Raw genomic sequence first — 18,331 nt, 5'->3', positions numbered from 1 at the left:
TCTGCTTCAAAGGAAACACTTTTAGCTAAAATGATGTTACTTTGTGGGCGCAAACCTCAACCTGTAAGGGAGGTGCGTGACCGAGAGTGGCAGAAAGGGAATTGCCTGACTGCCGGTTAGTTTTATATACCTTTTATGTCAACTGTAACTACTGATATCTGTATTATTGGCGCCGGGCCGGTAGGGCTGTTCGCGGTGTTTGAAGCAGGTCTTCTTAAAATGAAGTGCCACGTGGTAGACGCCCTGCCCCAGGTAGGCGGCCAGCTTTCTGAAATCTACCCTAAAAAACCCATCTATGACATCCCAGGTTTTCCGTCTATTCTAGCCGGTGACCTGATCAAGAACCAGATGGAGCAGATTGCCCCTTTCCACCCTACCTTCACCTTGGGTGAGCGCGTAGAGGATCTGGAGAAACTGGAAGACGGTTCTTTCCGGCTTCGCACGAATGAAAACACTGAGATCTTCTGTAAGGTAGTCGTGATTGCCGGTGGCCTGGGTTCCTTTGAGCCGCGCAAACCAGCTATTGACAACCTGGCCAACTTTGAAGGTGGCAAAGGCGTGAACTACATGATCCTAGACCCAGAGCATTACCGTGACAAGCGCGTGGTGTTGGCCGGTGGCGGTGACTCTGCCTTAGACTGGGCTATTTACTTAGCCGATGTAGCCAAAGAACTTACGTTGGTACACCGCGGTACTACCTTCAGAGGTGCGCCTGAGTCAGCCGAGAAAGTAGCAAGCCTTGCCGAGGAAGGCCACATGCGCCTGCTTCTGAAGTCTAACGTAACTGAGGTACACGGAAATGGCCAACTACACGCCGTTACTTTAGCGCCAGACGGTGCGGAGCCCTACCAAATAGAAACTGATTACTTTATCCCGCTTTTCGGGTTGGTGCCTAAGTTGGGGCCGTTGGAGAACTGGGGTCTAGAGTTGGAGAAATCGGCCATTGTGGTGAACACGGTAGACTACAGCACCAACATCCCGGGTATTTACGCCATCGGCGACATCAACACGTACCCAGGCAAGCTGAAGCTGATCTTGTGCGGGTACCATGAGGCTGCCTTAATGGCGCAGAGTGCGTACTCCATCATCAACCCAGACAAGAAATTTGTTTTGAAATACACTACCGTAAACGGAGTGCCAACCATGTAATGCCATGCAAGAAGACATCACAGTTTACGTAGAGACCGCAGACGGAGAACGCGTGGCCGTTCCTGTTCCCACGGACATGGGCCTAAGTTTGATGGAAGCCTTAAAAGCCAACGAGTTTGATATCCTGGCTACCTGTGGCGGAATGGCCCTTTGTGCCACCTGCCACGTGGAACTTATTGAGGCACCCGAACTGCCTGAGGCTTCTGACGATGAACTCTATATGCTGGAAAACCTGCCTAACCTGCGGGACACCAGTCGGCTTTCCTGTCAGATCAGGGTGACTCCAGAATTAGACGGAATGGTCCTGCGCGTGATGTCTGATCACTAATACTTTCAAATTTCTACTCAAAAAGCCTTGGCTGTTGTTTGAACCGCAACACCAGGGCTTTTTTGTTTTCAGGGCCTTTTCAGGATAATAGGTGTGAAATACTAACCAACTTTGATGATTTCTTCTTAGAAATAGAAATTTTAAAGCCCACTTTGCTTCCTTTTCGCCTTTAGAGCGCAAATTTTGGCAATTTCTTGTTGAAAGAATTGCGTTTTCCTCTGCCAATAATGAAATTTAACATAAACACTTATAAAAGAAAGAGATACAACCTTGAATCTGCCAAACACCGTCAAAAAATGGAGTTACTTGCCTTTGAAGCCGCCAAGAAGATCTGGAAGCAGATCTCCAAAGAAACCACCGTTCCCAGCCTGGAGTTTGAGTTGGAGCTCCACAAAAAGCTGCTGAATTTCTTTCAAGTAGGAGATTACTACTATTACATCTTCAACTGCCTGGAAGCCAAAATAGAGTACGTCAATGAGAACGTCACCGCGCTGCTGGGCTACTCCCCAGAGGAATTCACGGTCCCTAATATCCTGGAAAAGATTCATCCCGATGACCTGCCTTGGTTCCTGAACTTTGAGAATGCCGTGACCGAGTTCTTCCTCCAGCTTCCGCCCGATAAGAGCATGAAGTACAAAGTCAGGTATGATTACCGCGTGAAAAAGGCCGATGGCAGTTACATCAGAATTCTTCAGCAGGTTATCACCATCCAGGCAGACAAAAATGGAGGCGTGCTCCGTACCTTAGGCGTACATACAGATATCTCGCACCTCAAAAAAGAAGGCAAGCCGGTTCTGTCCTTCATTGGGTTGGAAGGCGAACCTTCCTACATAGATGTCAAAGCCAAGAACCTCTTTTGCCCCGATCAGGAACCGCTAAGTAGACGGGAAAAGGAAATCCTGTCCTTGCTTATTGCCGGAAACCACAGTCCGCAGATTGGCGAGAAACTCTACATCAGCCAACATACCGTAAATACCCACCGCAGAAACATCTTGGCCAAAACCGGGGTAGCCAGCACTTCAGAGCTGGTCGCGAAAGCAGTTAGAGAAGGCTGGTTATAAGGTGAACTAGCTTTATCTTGCATTACCGTTTACAGGTCAATTTTTTGAAAATGCATCAGGAATAAATTTGGTTTCACCCCCGCTTTCAAGCGCTCCGCTTGGGGTTTACTCTTTCTATCCGGTAGGTTCTAAATCTACTTTCAACCCTTTCTGTAGTTGTAGTACCTATTTAAACTAGGCCATCGAGACGCCTTAAGGGCCTGCTTTGGAGAACCTGGTATAGCCCACCACACCTACCACTTAATCTGCTTATAATCTTCGGTTTACCTTAATTACGTTAAGGCAAAAGTGTTAAGGGTTTGTTAAATACTTCCTTTTTGTAATTCGGGCTGTAATAATCCTCTGCCTCCGCATACTAATGCCTCAACTGAATACCTTCTGATGCCTTGTTGGGGAAGCCATAAGCCGGCCCAGGCTCCCCACTTTTCAACCCAGATGTGGTCAGTTGCCAAAGCTATCATCCTCTTTAACCTCTGTATGAAAAAACTTCTGCTCTTAACCTTGTTAAGCTGCGCTACCTCTGCTCCGCTCTGGGCGCAGAACCCAGTGAATTCCCCTCGTCCCCAAGCTGCTCCCGCCGGGGCTGCTCCTACCTTGCAAACTCCCCAGGGAGCCGGCAGAATTACCGGCACTGTAGTAGACTCAGAATCTTCCAAGCCGGTTGAGTTCGCTACTATTGCCTTAATCAATACCGCCAGCGGCAAGACCCTAGACGGCACCGTCACCGATGAGAAAGGCCGTTTTACCCTAAACCGGGTACCCAACGGTACCTATACGCTTACCATCAGCTTCATTGGCTACGAGACCAAGGAAATGAAGCAGGTGACCGTTTCTGCAGAGGACCAAACTGCTAACTTGAATAAAATTGCCTTAGCTCCTGCCCAGACCAAGTTACAGGAAGTGACTGTAGTGGGTGAAAAGCCTTTGATTGAGGACAAGGTAGACCGCTTGGTGTACAACGCCGAGAAGGACATCACCAACACCGGTGGTACCGCCGCCGATGTGATGCAGAAAGTACCTTCCGTGGCCTTAGACCAGGATGGTAACCTCCAACTGCGGGGTTCTTCCAACGTGCGTGTACTCATCAACGGAAAACCCTCTACCGTAATGGCCGGCAGCGTGGCCGATGCCTTAAAGCAAATCCCCGCCGATGTCATCAAAAACGTGGAAGTAATTACCAGCCCCTCGGCCAAATATGACGCGGAAGGCACTGCTGGTATCATCAACATTGTGACCAAGAAAAACAGCTTGCAGGGTGTGACTGGTTCTACCACCCTTACCGCCGGTACCCGGGGCAGTAACGGGAACGCCAACCTGAGCATGAAACAAGGCAAAGTAGGCGTAAACGTGAATGCGGGCGTTAACCGGTTTTACAGCAAAGGCTCTATGAACCTGCGGCAGGTGAACCAAGCCAGAAACGAAGCAAAGGAATTGTTTGAGAACACCACTACCCAGTTGGGGACCAGCACCGTTGACGGGATGTTTGGCTTCGGGCAATTGGGCCTAGATTACGACATCAATGAGAAGAATAGCTTGTCCGCCGGAATCCGGGTGAACACAGGTTCTTTCAAGATGCGGTCTCACCAGAATGCCAATACCTTTCAGGCAGCGCAAAACGAAGCAACCACCGGTTTCCAGGAGCCTATGCTAACCGATGAGTACAACCTGTCCATGAAAAACAACAACAATCGTCTGAGCATGGACCTGAACCTGGACTTTACCCACCAGTTCAAAAAACCGCAGCAAGAACTTACGTTGTTGGCGCTCTACAGCCAGACTGACCAGGACAATGAAGTGAACCAATTAAGGTACGAGATTGAGGGTCCCCTGCGTTCCACTACCCTTAATGAAAACGAAGGCCTTAACAAGGAACTCACCTTTCAGGCAGATTACGCGCACCCGATGCCTAAAAACACCTTGCTGGAAGTAGGTGCCAAAGGCATTCTGCGCGACGTATCCAGTTCCTCTCTGTATGACGGCAAAGACTTGAACGGAGACTTCTCCTATGACCAGAACGTGATTGCCTCTTACCTGTCTTACGGCTTCAACCTGAATAAGAAGACAGCCCTGAAGTTTGGCGGACGCTATGAGTACACCGATGTTGCCGGTGATTTTGTCAACCCAGAGCAAGACTTCTCAGCTAACTATGACAACTTCATCCCCAACATCACGCTGGCCTACGACCTTACGCAGAACAGCAAACTGCGTACTACGTTCACCCAACGGATTCAAAGACCCCAGTTGTTCTTCCTGAACCCGTACCGCCAGCAACAAGGACCAAACCTGGTGGTGTACGGTAACCCACGACTAGATGCTGAGTTAACCGATTCCTATGAACTGAATTACAGCACCTTCTTCAAGACTACTTCCATCAACGTGTCGGCGTACATGCGGATCACTGATAATGCCATTGAGTCTGTTTCTGAAGTGCTGCGTGATACCACATTCGTAACATTTAACAACATCGCCAAGAACAAGACCTACGGAATGACCTTGTCTGGCTCTACCAAGCCTGTTCCGGCCTGGAACATCAACGGAAACGTGAACGTGTACTACGTGGATTTGAACGCCCCATTTGCGTCTAACTCTGGTGTGATGTACAACATCAACGTGAGCTCTGGCTATACCTTCGGAAAAGGCGTAAGTGCTCAGTTCTCCGGAGGCTTCAACTCTGACAGGGTTCAACTACAAGGAATAGCCTCTTCGTTCTCTTACCACAATCTGGCCATCCGGAAAGAGTTGTTTGAGAAAAAAGGAGCTTTGAGCTTAGGGATGGACAATCCGTTCAGAAAAGCCCTGAAGTTCAGAAACGAGTTATCTGGCGTAAACCAAAACACCGAGGAGAGACTACCTTTCAGCACGCAGACCTTGGTTACCCAATACAACCGTGGTTTCCGGTTAACGTTTGAGTACCGCTTCGGGAAAATGCAGCAGCAAGGACCACCTAAGCGCAAGAAGTCTATCCGCAACGATGACGCCAAACAAGGCGATGGCGGTGGAGTTCAATAGACCATCATAACCCCTTGAAAACAAGAAGAGCGATAACTGAATGGTTATCGCTCTTCTTGTTTTCAAGGGGTTTAAAGCTTGATTTAGGTAAAAAGGCAAGAAATAGAAAGCTGCTTGTGGATCATAAATATATAAGTATTATATATACAATTTAATTTATATACCTCACGTTGAATAATCATACTTCCTTTTACCAGAAAGGTGGTCTTTACTCTTTCTCACCAAATAGAAAATTATAATCAACTATTTAATTCAAAATTCAATTCACTAAACTGAATCAATCCTGAATGAGAGAACATCTTATTCAGGATTTCCCCCGCCATGAAACAATCTTTTATACATCTTTCTCTTTTCTGCTTATTTCTATTTCTAAGTTCTTTTATACCTTCTGCGCTCGCCTCTAAGCCTCAGCAAAACAGTGAGAAGATAATCCTTACTGGCATTGTTATTTCCAGTGAAACAGATCAACCTATTACTTATGCCAGCATAGGAATTTTGGAAAGTTCAACGGGCACTATTTCAGATGAAAATGGGGAATTTACGCTTACTATTCCGGCAGTTTTGATAAGTAAGGTAATTCGTATTTCAGCAATCGGGTACGAAGCCAAAAAGCTAAAGGTAGAAGACCTTCTCGCCGGTAAAAACAGTAAAAGTGTCACTATTGCCTTACTTTCTAAGCCTGTGCAGCTTGCGGAGGTTAAGGTGAGCAGCAAAAACTGGAAAAGTGTGGAACTAGGTGGTAGCCTGGGACCTACTTCAAAGTTTTCCCACAGTTTCATTATTACCCCCAGGCCCATACAAGCCAATCTGGGCCGTGAAATAGGCATCCATATCAACAATGGCAAAAAGCTTTCCTACTTGAGCAAACTGAACTTCTGTCTTAAATCAAACAAATATGAACTGGTGAAATTCAGGTTAAACGTGTACGATGTCCAAAATGGCAAGCCAGGGACAAACATTCTGCCCAAAGACATTTATGTGACGGTGCAAAACCAGAAAACCGGATGGATGCAGGTAGACCTGGAGCCCTATGATATTTATGTAGAGCAAGACTTTGTCATCTCCCTGGAGTGGATTGATTGCATGCCAAAACGCCACTCCCTAAGCTTGGGTATTCCAGCTTCCATGCCAGGATTCCAGACCGCTTTCCATAAAGATGCCAGCCAATCTAAATGGTATAAAATACCAGCAGCGGGCATGGGCATGAACGTGGTGGTACAGCGGGAAAACTAAATTTTTATCAACTTCCTTTTAGCCCCTATTTCATAAAAACAGCCTCAAAAAGGTATGCACTGCAAGTAGGGTATGCACCCTTGAATTTATTTGCTTGTCCTAGAAAAGTGAATTAAACTTTTACCTCAAAAACAGGTCTAAACCGCAACTATCTCTTAAAGGCAAAACTGCACTAAAGGCTTTTTTGAATCAGCTTTACCTTATACCACTACCTTTTACCAGAACACCTTTCATTTTACCTATTTAATTATTTAATCTATCGGTTAACCCTTTATCTACCTTTATTATCCCTCTCTTCATGCGTCACCCTTTCTTGATTGCCTGCCTGTGTCTGGCAACGGTGTCTACCTTACGGGCACAAACCTCCTCCCCTGTCCCTACCCCTTCCACAGCTTCCGCCTCTGGCGGAGGGGTGCAACGGGTCGCAGGAAAAATAAGTGGTGTGGTCACTGATTCTTCCACCGCCAAACCCGTGGAGTTCGCCACGGTTTCGTTGGTCAATGCTGCCACCGGAAAACCCATTGACGGCACCGTGACCGATGATCGCGGCCGATTCACCTTGTCCCGCGTAGCTTACGGAAGCTACTCTGTCTCGGTGAGTTTTATTGGCTATGAAAGCTATAACCGCACTGGCATAACCGTTTCTGAAAAAGACCCTGAGATTGAGCTAGGCCGTATCATCCTAAAGCCTATCCAGAACAAGCTGAAGGAAGTGACTGTGGTGGGCGAGAAACCGCTGGTGGAAGACAAAGTAGACCGCATGGTCTATAACGCCGAGCAAGACATTACCAACATTGGCGGCAATGCCTCAGACGTGCTCAAGAAAGTACCGTCTTTGAGCGTAGACCTGGACGGGAACGTACAGTTGCGTGGTTCCTCTAACGTGCGGGTGCTCATCAACAACAAGCCCTCCAGCATTATGGCCAACAGCGTGGCCGACGCTTTGCGGCAGATTCCGTCAGACATGATTAAAACTGTGGAGGTGATTACCAGCCCCTCGGCCAAGTATGACGCCGAAGGCACTGCTGGCATCATTAACATCATTACCAAGAAGAACACCCTGTACGGGGTAAACGGCAGCGTAAGCACCTCAGTAGGAACGCGTAACTCCAACGGCAACGGCAACGTGAACGTGCGCCGCGGCAAGGTGGGGTTCAATGCCAGCCTAGGCACGCACCAGCAATATAACAACCGTAACGAAAGCATGCTGCAACGTACGGTAAAGTCTGGTGTAGGTGCGGAAGCTACTGAAAGTACGCTTAACCAAATGGGTGAGTCGAAACGTCGGGGCGGTGGCGTATACGGGCAAGTGGGGTTTGATCTAGACATTGACTCTGTTAACAGCGTGACTGCGGGCGTGAACGTGTACCAAGGCAGAGGACGGAATCAGGGGACGCAACAGTCTTTGCAAAATGCGCCCTCTTTCACGCAGCAAATTGATAACCTAAGCCGCAGCCAAAACAAAAACCAGTCGGTAGACCTCAACTTGGGCTATACCCACATCTTCAAACCCCAGCAGGAATTGTCTGTGTTGGCGCAATGGAACCGGGGCAGAATGGACAACCTCACCAATCAGGACATATATCTGAACCGCGAAACCACTTTAGATACCCTGCTGCGTAACAACAACAAGGGCGCTAACCGTGAGGCCACGTTCCAGATTGACTATGTGCACCCGTTCCAGAATAAAACTCAACTGGAGGTAGGCACCAAAGGCATCCTGCGGCACGCTGAAAGTGACGCCATGTACCGCCGCATCCGGTACTCTACCGGCACCGAGCAACTGGACCCCAATGAGTTCACTTATGACCAGGACGTGTACGCTACGTACGCTTCTTACGGCTTCAAACTGAACAAAAACTACAACGTAAAGACCGGGGCCCGCTTTGAATACACGTCTATTGACGGGCAGTACATACAGCCGTACCAAGACCCTTTCAAGGATACTTACTCCAATTTCATTCCCAACATTCTGGTTTCCCGCACTATCAAAAGTCAAACATTCAGAGTAGGCTACACGCAACGCATTCAGCGTCCGCAGATCTGGTATTTGAACCCGTACGTGAACATTATTGATGCCAAGAACGTGTCATTCGGCAACCCGGAGTTGGAGCCGGAGTTGGCGCACTCGTATGAATTAGGGTACAGCAATTACTTCAAGACCAGCTCTATCAACCTTTCTTTGTATCTGCGCCAGACCAACAATGCCATTGAATCCATTCGCCGGATTGTGGGCCGGGAAGATGCCTTACCAGTGGTGGAAGGTACTTGGCAACAGGAAGACGTGGCGTATACCACGTTTCAGAACATCGGGAAAAACGCCACCTATGGGGTAAGCCTTTCTGGGAATACTAAGCCGGTGCCAAAATGGAACCTGGGCGGCAGCATGAACCTGAACTACGTGACCCTGCGGAGCACGTTCCAGAACAATTCGGCTATGCAGTACAGCGTGAACCTGAACTCAGGCTATGATTTCGGGAAAGGGTTGGCGGCACAGTTTTTCGGGTCGTATAGCTCGCCCCGTCCTACTATTCAGGGCAAATTCTCAGGATATTACTTCTCCAGTTTCAGTATTAGAAAAGAATTCTGGGAAAAGAAAGGCAGCCTGACCTTAGGCGTAGACAACCCGTTCTCCAAAGCCATCAAGTTTACCTCAGACCTGAAGAACGACAACTTCACGCAGTACACCGAGAACCTGAACTACAACCGCGGCGTGCGCGTGAGTTTCTCGTACCGTTTCGGAAAAATGGACATGAAACAGCAACCCCGTAGCAAGCGCTCCATCCGGAACGATGACGCCAAAGGCGGAGAAGGCAACTAAGTTTTTTTCGCTTAACGTACCAGAAGCACTCTTCACGGGGTGCTTCTTTTTTTGCCCTTACCATAATTGAAGGCTACTCCGCTCTCCAGAGTTATCTTCTGTTTAGCTTTGCTAGGAAACAAAACCGCTGTTTTCAGCCTATTTTGCAAGGAATAGCACAAAATCAAAAAAAGTTTGCAACTCAGGCAACCGCCGGAGAAAGTCTTACATCTAATAGACAGTTGCGCGCATCAACTGCTTACCAAATCCCACGACAGATGTCCTATTCCGCCCCACGCGGCTACTAGACGGTAGCGGCGGCTGGAAGAAGTGCGTCCCTGTGAACCTGATGTGATACACCCTAAACCTGCAAAAGAAATCCCAATGCGTCTCTCAATTCTTGCTTCCCTGTTCTTCCTTCTTTTAACCATAGCCGCCCCTCTCCAGGCTCAGGCCCAAACCCCAGTCGGCAAAATAACCGGCCAGGTACTGGACTCGGCTACTACTAAACCAGTGGAGTTTGCCACCGTTTCGCTGACCAGCACCGCCACCGGAAAGCCCGTGGATGGCACCATCACTGATGAAAAAGGGAACTTCACCTTCACCAAAGTAGCGAATGGCACTTATTCCCTCACGGTGAGTTATCTGGGGTACGTTTCCCAGTCTGTGCCTTCTTTTACTATTTTCGCCGATAAACAGGAAATCATCCTACCTAACATCAGCCTGAGGTCAAATGCCACCAAGCTGCAAGAGGTAACCGTAGTGGGCCAGAAGGCCCTCATTGAAGACAAAGGAGACAGGTTGGTGTACAACGCCGAGCAGGACATCAGCAACCAGGGAACCACCGCCTCAGAGGTGCTCCGGAAAGTGCCTTCGGTGACGGTAGACGGAGACGGCAACGTGCAGTTGCGGGGCAGCGCCAATTTCAGGGTACTCATGGATGGCAAACCGTCCAGCATCCTGGCCAATAACTTAGCCGATGCCCTGAAGCAGATTCCGGCGGATATCATCAAAAGCATTGAGGTGATCACCAGCCCATCGGCGAAGTATGACGCTGAGGGAACGGCTGGTATCATCAACATCGTCACCAAAAAGAACAGCTTACAAGGGGTGAACGGAAAGACCAGTCTTTCCTTGGGCAGCCGATACCGCAACGTGAATGGCAGTTTAAACGTGAAGAAAGGCAAGTTTGGGCTGAGCACCAGCGTGAGTGGCTATGACAGCAATAACCGCAGACTTAACCTGACAAACCGTACCACCGACGACCAATCTACCCTGCAACAAGAAAGCCGCAATCTTTCTCTGAACCACGGGTTTAATGCCAAGGCAGAACTAACCTTTGACCCAGATACCTTGAACGCCTTCAACCTGGGGGTTTCTACCCGGCGCAATTACTTTTTAGGTTCCGGCTACCAGACCACCCTTAACCGGGGCGCTGGCTCTGAGCAGCTTCCGGTGGCGTACTCAGACCTGGAAAACCCTTGGAACGGCTTCGGTTATGATGTCAACTTCGGGTACACCCGTACCTTCAAGCCCAAGCAGGAATTGACCTTTCTGGCCCAGCTAAACCACAATGAGTCCAATGACCTTTACGATAACCTGCTCTACTCCCCCGAGGCGCCGTTGGTGCAACGCCAGGTAAACGACAACACCTCGCCCAGTGAAGAGAAAACCCTGCAGCTAGATTATACCCAGACCTACAAAAATGGAGGCAAACTGGAACTTGGGGCCAAAGCCATCTTCCGGGATGCCCATAGCCGCACTACTTACGCCTACACGTTCCCTACCCAGACAGATTCCACGGTCATCAATAACTTTGATTATGACCAGGATGTAAAGGCCGCCTATGCCACCTACGCTTTCCAGCTGAAGAAATTCGACGTAAACCTGGGTACCCGCTATGAGCACACCACCACCAAAGGCGTGTTCCTGAATTCGCAATGGAACGATGAGGTCAAAGAAACCCAACTGGTGAGAAGCGCTTTCAAAGACGCCTACCAGAACGTGATCCCCAGCCTGAGCGTTTCCCGCACCATTGACACCATCCATACCGTGCGGCTAAGCTACACCCAGCGCATCCAGCGGCCGCAGATTTACTCGCTGAACCCTTTCCTGCAATTGGAAGACTTCAACTTCGGGTACCGCGGAAACCCAACCTTAGATGCTGAATTGACCCACGCGTTTGAAGTTGGCTACAACACCTTCTTCAAAACCACTTCCATCAACGCCTCTCTGTTCCTGCGCCAGACAAACAACTCTATCCAGCAGGTATTGGCGCCAGAGCAGCTAGTGGTGAATAACCAACTGCGGGAGGTACTGCTGATTACCCATGATAACATCGGGAAGAACCGCGTGTACGGATTGAGTTTATCTGGCTCCACCAAGCCAATCCCCACCTGGACCATCAGCCCAAGCCTGAATCTGAATTACGTGAGCATGGAGGATAACCGCCAGAAAAGAGAGGGACTACAATACAACTTGAACCTGAACACCAGCTATGAGATTGCCAAGGGTCTTACTGCGCAAGCAAATGCCGGTTACAACTCCAAAAGCAAGATGCTGCAGGTGAATATCGGGGATAACTACTACACCAGTTTCTCGGTGCGCAAGAAAGTAATGAAGGACAAAGGCTCTATCAGCTTCGGAGTGAATAATCCGTTCTCCAACACCATTAACTTCAAGTACACCGTCATTACCCCTGGTTACCAACAAACCGTTCAGAACATCAACTATAACCGTACCTTCAGAATCGGGTTTGACTGGACTTTCGGGAAGATGCAGGGCAGCCAGAAGCATAAGAAATCCATCCAGAACGATGATGCTTTGAGCGGCGGAAAATAGGTTTAGATCTCTCGCTGGTTTAGCGCTCTTTTTCTGAAAAAGAGCGCTAAACCAGCGAATTTATTCTTGCTCTTGGTCTGGGAAGCTCTGGAAGCTTTGCCGGTCTTCCTCTAAGCGGAAAATGGCTTTCTGCACTTCATAACAGGCCAGCATGTACAACCGGAACGGCTCTCCTTTCTTCAAAACCTCCAGCAACGCCACAATCTCTGGTATGTACACCTTCGCGAAGCTGATGTCCTGGGCAATGATGTCGCGGGTATTGTCAATGATATCGGCGAGCTTGATGGTTTGGGCGCGGGAAGAGATTTGGCTTAGGCGCTCCACCTCCATCTGCTTCCGGCGTTTGCGGTTGTGCCCGGGGGCATTCTGTTTGGTGAATTGGTCGGTGAGGTCTACCACCATTTGCAGTACCTCTGCTGGTTTCACGATGGTGCCTTGGCAGACTTCCTCCAGAAAGGATTGCATTTCCTGTTCGGTCACCGGGGTGTCTTCCAGTACATCGTGCAGGAGCGCGGCCATGACCATCCCGGTGGTTCCACTGTACGCCATCACTGTTTGGGCCACCCGTTCCAGGTGCTTTACATAGGGTTCATTGTGGTACTTGCGACGCTGCTCGCCATGGGCTTTCACGGCAAAAGCCCAGGCGGCTCTTTCCAATTCATTGAAACTTGCAGGACATTCCAATTCTTCCATGGATTCTAAAAGGATAGGCCAACACGCCACAAAAAGCATTTCAGGGGAAGACCAAACGTTTAAGGTCCGTTTACGCAAAATGACCCGAAAACAACCGAAGATGCCTCAAGAGGCAAAACAAAAATGGAGCAACTACTGCGTCTTCCTTTGATAGTTTTAGAGCCTGCTTTTCAGAAAACAGGCTCTAAACGAAAATCCTACTCACCTTTTCAAATCCAAATTTCTACAACTCGCTCAGTTCTTGCCGGAACCCACCACTCAGGATGGGGAACCGAAGCCAGCTGCGCGGGTCTACGTTGTAGTCATCCAGGTGGAAGGCCGGGGCGTAGCGTTCACGTTTCCATTGGTTGCGGCTCCAGAGCGAGTAGAACCGTTGGATGAACTGCTTTAACTGCTCATCCGGGTAGGTGCCTTTCAGCTTCTCAAACACCTGCTTGGGGGCAAGGCGGTCATAGAAGGCCAGCCGTTCGATCTGGTTCAGGAGCGGATACGGCATGAGGTCTTCTTCATCGGTCTGGGTGTTTTCCAAAGGCCGCAACTCTGCCGAGGGCTGCAGGTTGTTCACGTACTGCAGGCCTTCATAGCCCAGTTGCTGCTGGGCCCAGATCAGCCACTGCCGGATGAACGCTTTGTCTACGCCCGCAATGGGCGAGATACTTCCAGCGGTATCTCCGTCCATGGTAGCATACCCTACGGAGGCTTCTGACCGGTTTGAAGTGGCCAGCAATAAAGAGTTCCTCAGGTTGGCCAACATCCAGATACCAGGCGCTCGTACCCGAGCCTGGATGTTTTGCAGCGTCAAGTCATCGTGCTCCCAGGTTAAATCACGGCCGATGACATGCTCAATCTTGCCCCGGTAACTTTTCACTTCTTCGTCAATGGTCCAGTTATAAAATACCGCCCCAATGGATTTAGCCAGTTCCTCCGCGGAGCGGTAGGTATCATCGGAGGAGTTGATGGTGCCTTGGTAGGCCGTTACCAGCAATTTACCCACCAAGGCATTTCTAAGCTCGTTTCCGGAAAGTTGCTTGTATTCAGGAAGCTCTTCTGCGGTGAGGCAATTGGTTTTCTGCACGAACTCCTCCAGGCTGATCTCCTCCAGGGCGTGGCGCACCATCTCAGCCACGGCCACGGCACACAACGAGGAATCGGCACCGCCGCTCAAGGAAAGGACAAACCCGCGGCTGCGGCTTTTGCGCAGGTAATCAAACAAAGCCAGTGAGATAGCCGAGATAAACTCGACGTTCTCATCTACGGGCAAAAGGTCCATTTCTACGGGTGGCAAGGGCTTCTCAAAAGAAACCTCGGCACATTCAAAGTCCACGCTTTTAAACGAAAGCAGTTGATTACGGAGGACCAAGTTGCCGTTTTGGGCGATGATGATTTCGCCATCGTAAATCATTTTACCGGCCTCGTTGCCCAACAGATTAACGTACAGGTACGAGCACTCAAACTCCCTGGACGCATCTACCACTAAGTGGAATCGCACATCGGTTTTGCTCATGGCAAAGTGGCTGGCACTTGGGTTGATGATGAGCTGTACGCCTTTCTCTTTATGCCGATAAGCCGGTCGATTAGCGTTACGCCAAGCGTCTTCACAGATCTCAAAGGCGAACTTCACGTCCTGGTGTTCATAGATGATGTCCCCGATAGAATAGGTCTGCCCAAAGGCTTCGAACTGTTCAATGGTGTTGGGCACCCAGGAACTAAACCAGCGGGGCTCATAGTGCACACCATCATTGGCCAGAAACTGCTTGGCCGTAAAGCCTAAAATCTTTTTATCTGCGATGACGCAGGCGCAGTTGTAGGTGGTATTGTTCAATCGGATAGGCAAACACACACACACGATGACACCCTCGCACCATTCCTTTATCTCCAGCAAACGCTCAAAGCATTCCACACTCACCCATTCACTTAGGAAAAGGTCCTCGCAGCCATATCCCGGAATGCTCATTTCTGGCAGGCAGAGAATGTCCACATTCTGTTCTTTGGCTTGTTCAATGGCGGTTTTTATGTTGCGGAGGTTGTTTTCCCAATCTAGGGGAGTTTGGTTAAGGGCCGCGCCTGCAAGTTTCATAGTTCAATTCTGTTTAAGGCTTTTCTAACGCAAGAACTCGCCTGCATGTTAGAAATACTTAGTTCAGCACTGTTACACGCAGCGCCAGGTGCCTACAAAACTAAGCGCCTTTCACTAAGAACCAAGAAAGAAACAAGCATAGAACCCAACTTCTGCCCTTTGAAAAAATGGCAGTTTAGCTGGGTTTAGGAAATAAGAGAAGGAAAACGGAATTAAGGCAGGATGACACCCGTGGATTTAAGCACTTCCATGCTTTTCTCAGCGGCGGCTTGTTCTGCTTTCTTTTTGGAAAGCCCGCTGCCGCTGGCAATAATGTCATTGTCCACTACCACGGCGGCAGTAAACTCAGTGGTACTACCAGACTGTTTCTGGCCCACAATCTCAAACCGAATACTGCGGTTCTGGCCTTGGGCCCACTCAATCAATTTACTTTTAAAATTGCTGGTGGTAGTGGTGAGTTGGTGCAGATCAAAGTGCGGCTTCACCAGTTTCTTCAAAATGAAGCTCTTGGTGTCCTCGTATCCTTTGTCCAGGTAAACCGCTCCTACCAAGGCCTCCAGGGCATTGCCGTTGATGAACTTGTGGCGCGTCACCCCAGAAACGTTGTCAACTTTGATGAGCGAGTGCAATCCCACCTTTACGGCTAGGTTGTTCAGAGACTCGCGGTTTACCATACGGGACCGAATCTCGGTTAAGAAACCTTCGTCTTTGTAGGGGTATTTTTTGAAAAGGTATTCAGCAATGACCGCACCTAAGATGGCATCACCCAAAAACTCCAGACGCTCATTGGTTTCCTGGTTCCCTTTCAGATTTTGGCGCACAAACGAGGTGTGCGTGAACGCCAACTGGTACAGGTGCAGGTTGTCGGGCGCCATACCCGTAATATGGGTGATGGCGTTTACAAAAGCTTTGTCCTTGTAAAAGAATTTGTGGATCGCGCGAAAGACCGGTCTGATCGGGCTCAATGCTATTCAGTGAATTTCTTGAAAATCACAGAGGTGTTGTGTCCGCCAAATCCGAAGGTATTGCTCAGGGCAATGTTTACTTCGCGCTCTTGAGCTTTGTTAAAGGTAAAGTTCAGCTTGGAGTTAAATTGCTCATCATCCGTGATGTGGTTGATGGTAGGCGGAACAATACCGTTTTGGATAGCCAGAATAGAAGCAACCGCCTCAATGGCTCCGGCAGCACCCAATAAGTGACCGGTCATAGATTTGGTAGAGCTAATGTTCAACTTGTACGCATGATCACCAAACACGTGCTCAATAGCTTTGGCCTCTCCTACGTCACCTAGCGGCGTGGAGGTACCGTGCACGTTGATGTAGTCTACCTGCTCTGGTGTGATACCGGCATCACGCAAGGCGTTTTGCATTACATTGCGGGCTCCTAAACCTTCTGGGTGTGGCGCCGTGATGTGGTACGCATCTGCAGACATCCCGCCGCCAATGATCTCAGCGTAGATTTTTGCGCCACGGGCTTTGGCGTGCTCGTACTCTTCCAGTACAATAGCTGCCGCGCCTTCGCCCAAGACAAACCCATCGCGGTCTTTGTCAAACGGACGAGAGGCAGTTTCAGGGGAATCGTTACGTTCAGAAAGGGCTTTCAAAGCGTTGAATCCTCCCACTCCGGCTTCGGTTACCGCTGCTTCAGAACCACCGCTCAACACAATATCGGCCATACCCAACCGGATATAGTTGAAAGAGTCAATTAAAGCGTTGGTGGCAGAGGCACAAGCCGATACGGTCACGAAGTTAGGACCTCTGAAGCCGTATTTGATAGAGATATGACCGGCGCTGATGTCGGCGATCATTTTAGGGATGAAGAAAGGGTTGAAGCGTGGAGTACCGTCACCGTTGGCAAAGTTCACACACTCTTCCTGGAAGGTGCGCAAGCCCCCAATACCAGATCCCCAGATCACCCCAATGCGGTCTTTGTCTAAAGACTCATCTTCCAGATTTGCATCCTGTACCGCCTGATCGGCGACAATCACAGCAAATTGCGTAAAGAGGTCCATTTTGCGGGCCTCTTTACGCTCAAAGTATTGCTCAGGATCATACCCCTTTACTTCGCAGGCAAATTGGGTTTTAAATTTTGAGGCATCAAAGCGAGTGATGGGCGCTGCCCCACTCACCCCGTTCACGAGGCCGTTCCAGTATTCAGAGACAGTTTTCCCCAGAGGGGTAAGCGCACCAAGGCCAGTTACGACAACTCTCTTAAGCTCCATACGCTGCTAGTAGAGGGAAAGAACCTATATAGATTAGGTAAAATTGGATCGATAGAAGAAAAAAGGAGGGAGGAGATTACTTTGCGTGCTCTTCCAGGTAGCTGATCGCTTGGCCTACCGTTGCAATATTCTCAGCTTGATCGTCTGGAATAGATACATTGAATTCTTTCTCAAATTCCATGATCAATTCTACGGTATCAAGAGAGTCGGCACCCAGGTCGTTTGTAAAGCTAGCCTCAGGCGTTACCTCAGATTCTTCAACGCCTAATTTGTCAATAATGATAGCTCTTACTTTTTCTGCGATTTCTGACATTTTTTTAGAAGTTTTTTAAAACACAGTGCAAAGAAATAGATTTGGGAACACAATGTCAAACAAAATGCGAGAGATTGTTTTATTCTGATACTTTTCTGATAAGTTGACTTGAGTTTCCGTTTCACTTCTTTAAATTGCCATCCCAACATTTAATATTTACCCAGAGTACGGCAACCCATGAAATCTTTCCGTCTAGACGTAGAATACGATTTTGATTTCGACTTATATGGAGTTGTGTCGTCCAGCAAGGAGCATACTCTTGCCTGGGCGTTAAACAAGTACTTTAGAATAAGGTTGGTAAAACAGGCAGACCTGTGCATTGACTTTCTTCACAAAGGCAGGTTGATCATTTCAAACTACCTGCACAAGGCAGAGCATGGCACGCTGCGCCTGTTCCGGAACCGTTCTGTAGGCACCAGCACCCTGACCTCCCCTTTCCTGGTTCCGGATATTAAAGAGTATGATTATGTAATACAGGTGTCTGGCGGGCTCAGCCATCTTCAGCAAGAGCTGCTGCAGACCCTCAACGCTGTACCGCTTGTGCAGTACGTGCGTTCCTTTGACCCACATTGTTTACGTTATAAAGAAAACCTGCTTTTTTAGCGC

Annotated in this window: 13 protein-coding genes; 8 read left to right on the top strand and 5 right to left on the bottom strand. The window is 49.0% G+C overall.

Annotation, left to right across the window (positions count from 1 at the left end):
• The first annotated feature begins 135 nt into the window (after positions 1 to 135).
• From ACW9SV_RS16640 to ACW9SV_RS16610, 7 genes are all read left to right on the top strand, one after another.
• Entirely contained in the window at positions 136 to 1,149 is a 1,014-nt protein-coding gene (locus ACW9SV_RS16640; protein WP_479557886.1) for an NAD(P)/FAD-dependent oxidoreductase, read from the top strand.
• A gap of 4 nt (positions 1,150 to 1,153) precedes the next feature.
• Positions 1,154 to 1,477 (top strand): 2Fe-2S iron-sulfur cluster-binding protein, encoded by a 324-nt coding sequence (locus ACW9SV_RS16635; RefSeq protein ID WP_479557885.1) that lies wholly within the window; start codon positions 1,154 to 1,156, stop codon positions 1,475 to 1,477.
• Between the two features lie 296 nt (positions 1,478 to 1,773).
• Positions 1,774 to 2,538, top strand: coding sequence for a LuxR C-terminal-related transcriptional regulator (locus ACW9SV_RS16630; protein WP_479557884.1), 765 nt, complete (start codon positions 1,774 to 1,776; stop codon positions 2,536 to 2,538).
• A 477-nt stretch (positions 2,539 to 3,015) separates the two neighbouring features.
• Positions 3,016 to 5,547, top strand: coding sequence for a TonB-dependent receptor (locus ACW9SV_RS16625; protein WP_479557883.1), 2,532 nt, complete (start codon positions 3,016 to 3,018; stop codon positions 5,545 to 5,547).
• Positions 5,548 to 5,868: 321 nt separating this feature from the next.
• The gene (locus ACW9SV_RS16620) at positions 5,869 to 6,780 is read left to right on the top strand and encodes a carboxypeptidase-like regulatory domain-containing protein (protein WP_479557882.1); all 912 of its coding nucleotides are present in this window, start codon (positions 5,869 to 5,871) and stop codon (positions 6,778 to 6,780) included.
• A 298-nt stretch (positions 6,781 to 7,078) separates the two neighbouring features.
• The gene (locus ACW9SV_RS16615; RefSeq protein WP_479557881.1) at positions 7,079 to 9,601 is read left to right on the top strand and encodes a TonB-dependent receptor domain-containing protein; all 2,523 of its coding nucleotides are present in this window, start codon (positions 7,079 to 7,081) and stop codon (positions 9,599 to 9,601) included.
• A gap of 363 nt (positions 9,602 to 9,964) precedes the next feature.
• Positions 9,965 to 12,421 carry a TonB-dependent receptor gene (locus ACW9SV_RS16610; RefSeq protein WP_479557880.1) on the top strand — a complete coding sequence of 819 codons (2,457 nt, stop codon included), beginning with the start codon at positions 9,965 to 9,967 and terminating at the stop codon, positions 12,419 to 12,421.
• A 60-nt stretch (positions 12,422 to 12,481) separates the two neighbouring features.
• On the opposite strand, the gene ACW9SV_RS16605 is transcribed toward ACW9SV_RS16610, so the two are convergent.
• The 5 genes from ACW9SV_RS16605 to ACW9SV_RS16585 form a co-directional block, all read right to left on the bottom strand.
• Positions 12,482 to 13,114, bottom strand: coding sequence for an HD domain-containing protein (locus tag ACW9SV_RS16605; RefSeq protein WP_479557879.1), 633 nt, complete (start codon positions 13,112 to 13,114; stop codon positions 12,482 to 12,484).
• A 223-nt stretch (positions 13,115 to 13,337) separates the two neighbouring features.
• Positions 13,338 to 15,191 carry an NAD(+) synthase gene (gene nadE / locus ACW9SV_RS16600; protein ID WP_479557878.1) on the bottom strand — a complete coding sequence of 618 codons (1,854 nt, stop codon included), beginning with the start codon at positions 15,189 to 15,191 and terminating at the stop codon, positions 13,338 to 13,340.
• Between the two features lie 212 nt (positions 15,192 to 15,403).
• Positions 15,404 to 16,156, bottom strand: a complete 753-nt coding sequence (gene rnc / locus ACW9SV_RS16595; RefSeq protein WP_479557877.1) for a ribonuclease III — start codon at positions 16,154 to 16,156, stop codon at positions 15,404 to 15,406.
• A 2-nt stretch (positions 16,157 to 16,158) separates the two neighbouring features.
• Positions 16,159 to 17,412, bottom strand: coding sequence for a beta-ketoacyl-ACP synthase II (gene fabF / locus ACW9SV_RS16590; protein WP_479557876.1), 1,254 nt, complete (start codon positions 17,410 to 17,412; stop codon positions 16,159 to 16,161).
• Between the two features lie 76 nt (positions 17,413 to 17,488).
• Positions 17,489 to 17,725, bottom strand: coding sequence for an acyl carrier protein (locus ACW9SV_RS16585; RefSeq protein ID WP_048919546.1), 237 nt, complete (start codon positions 17,723 to 17,725; stop codon positions 17,489 to 17,491).
• 177 nt (positions 17,726 to 17,902) lie between these two features.
• Here ACW9SV_RS16585 and ACW9SV_RS16580 point away from each other — a divergent pair, with 177 nt between their 5' ends.
• Entirely contained in the window at positions 17,903 to 18,328 is a 426-nt protein-coding gene (locus ACW9SV_RS16580; protein ID WP_479557875.1) for an IPExxxVDY family protein, read from the top strand.
• Positions 18,329 to 18,331: the final 3 nt, after the last annotated feature.

This window comes from Rufibacter sp. JT20002 (assembly GCF_056491185.1).
This window is presented reverse-complemented; position numbering and strand designations above follow the sequence as displayed.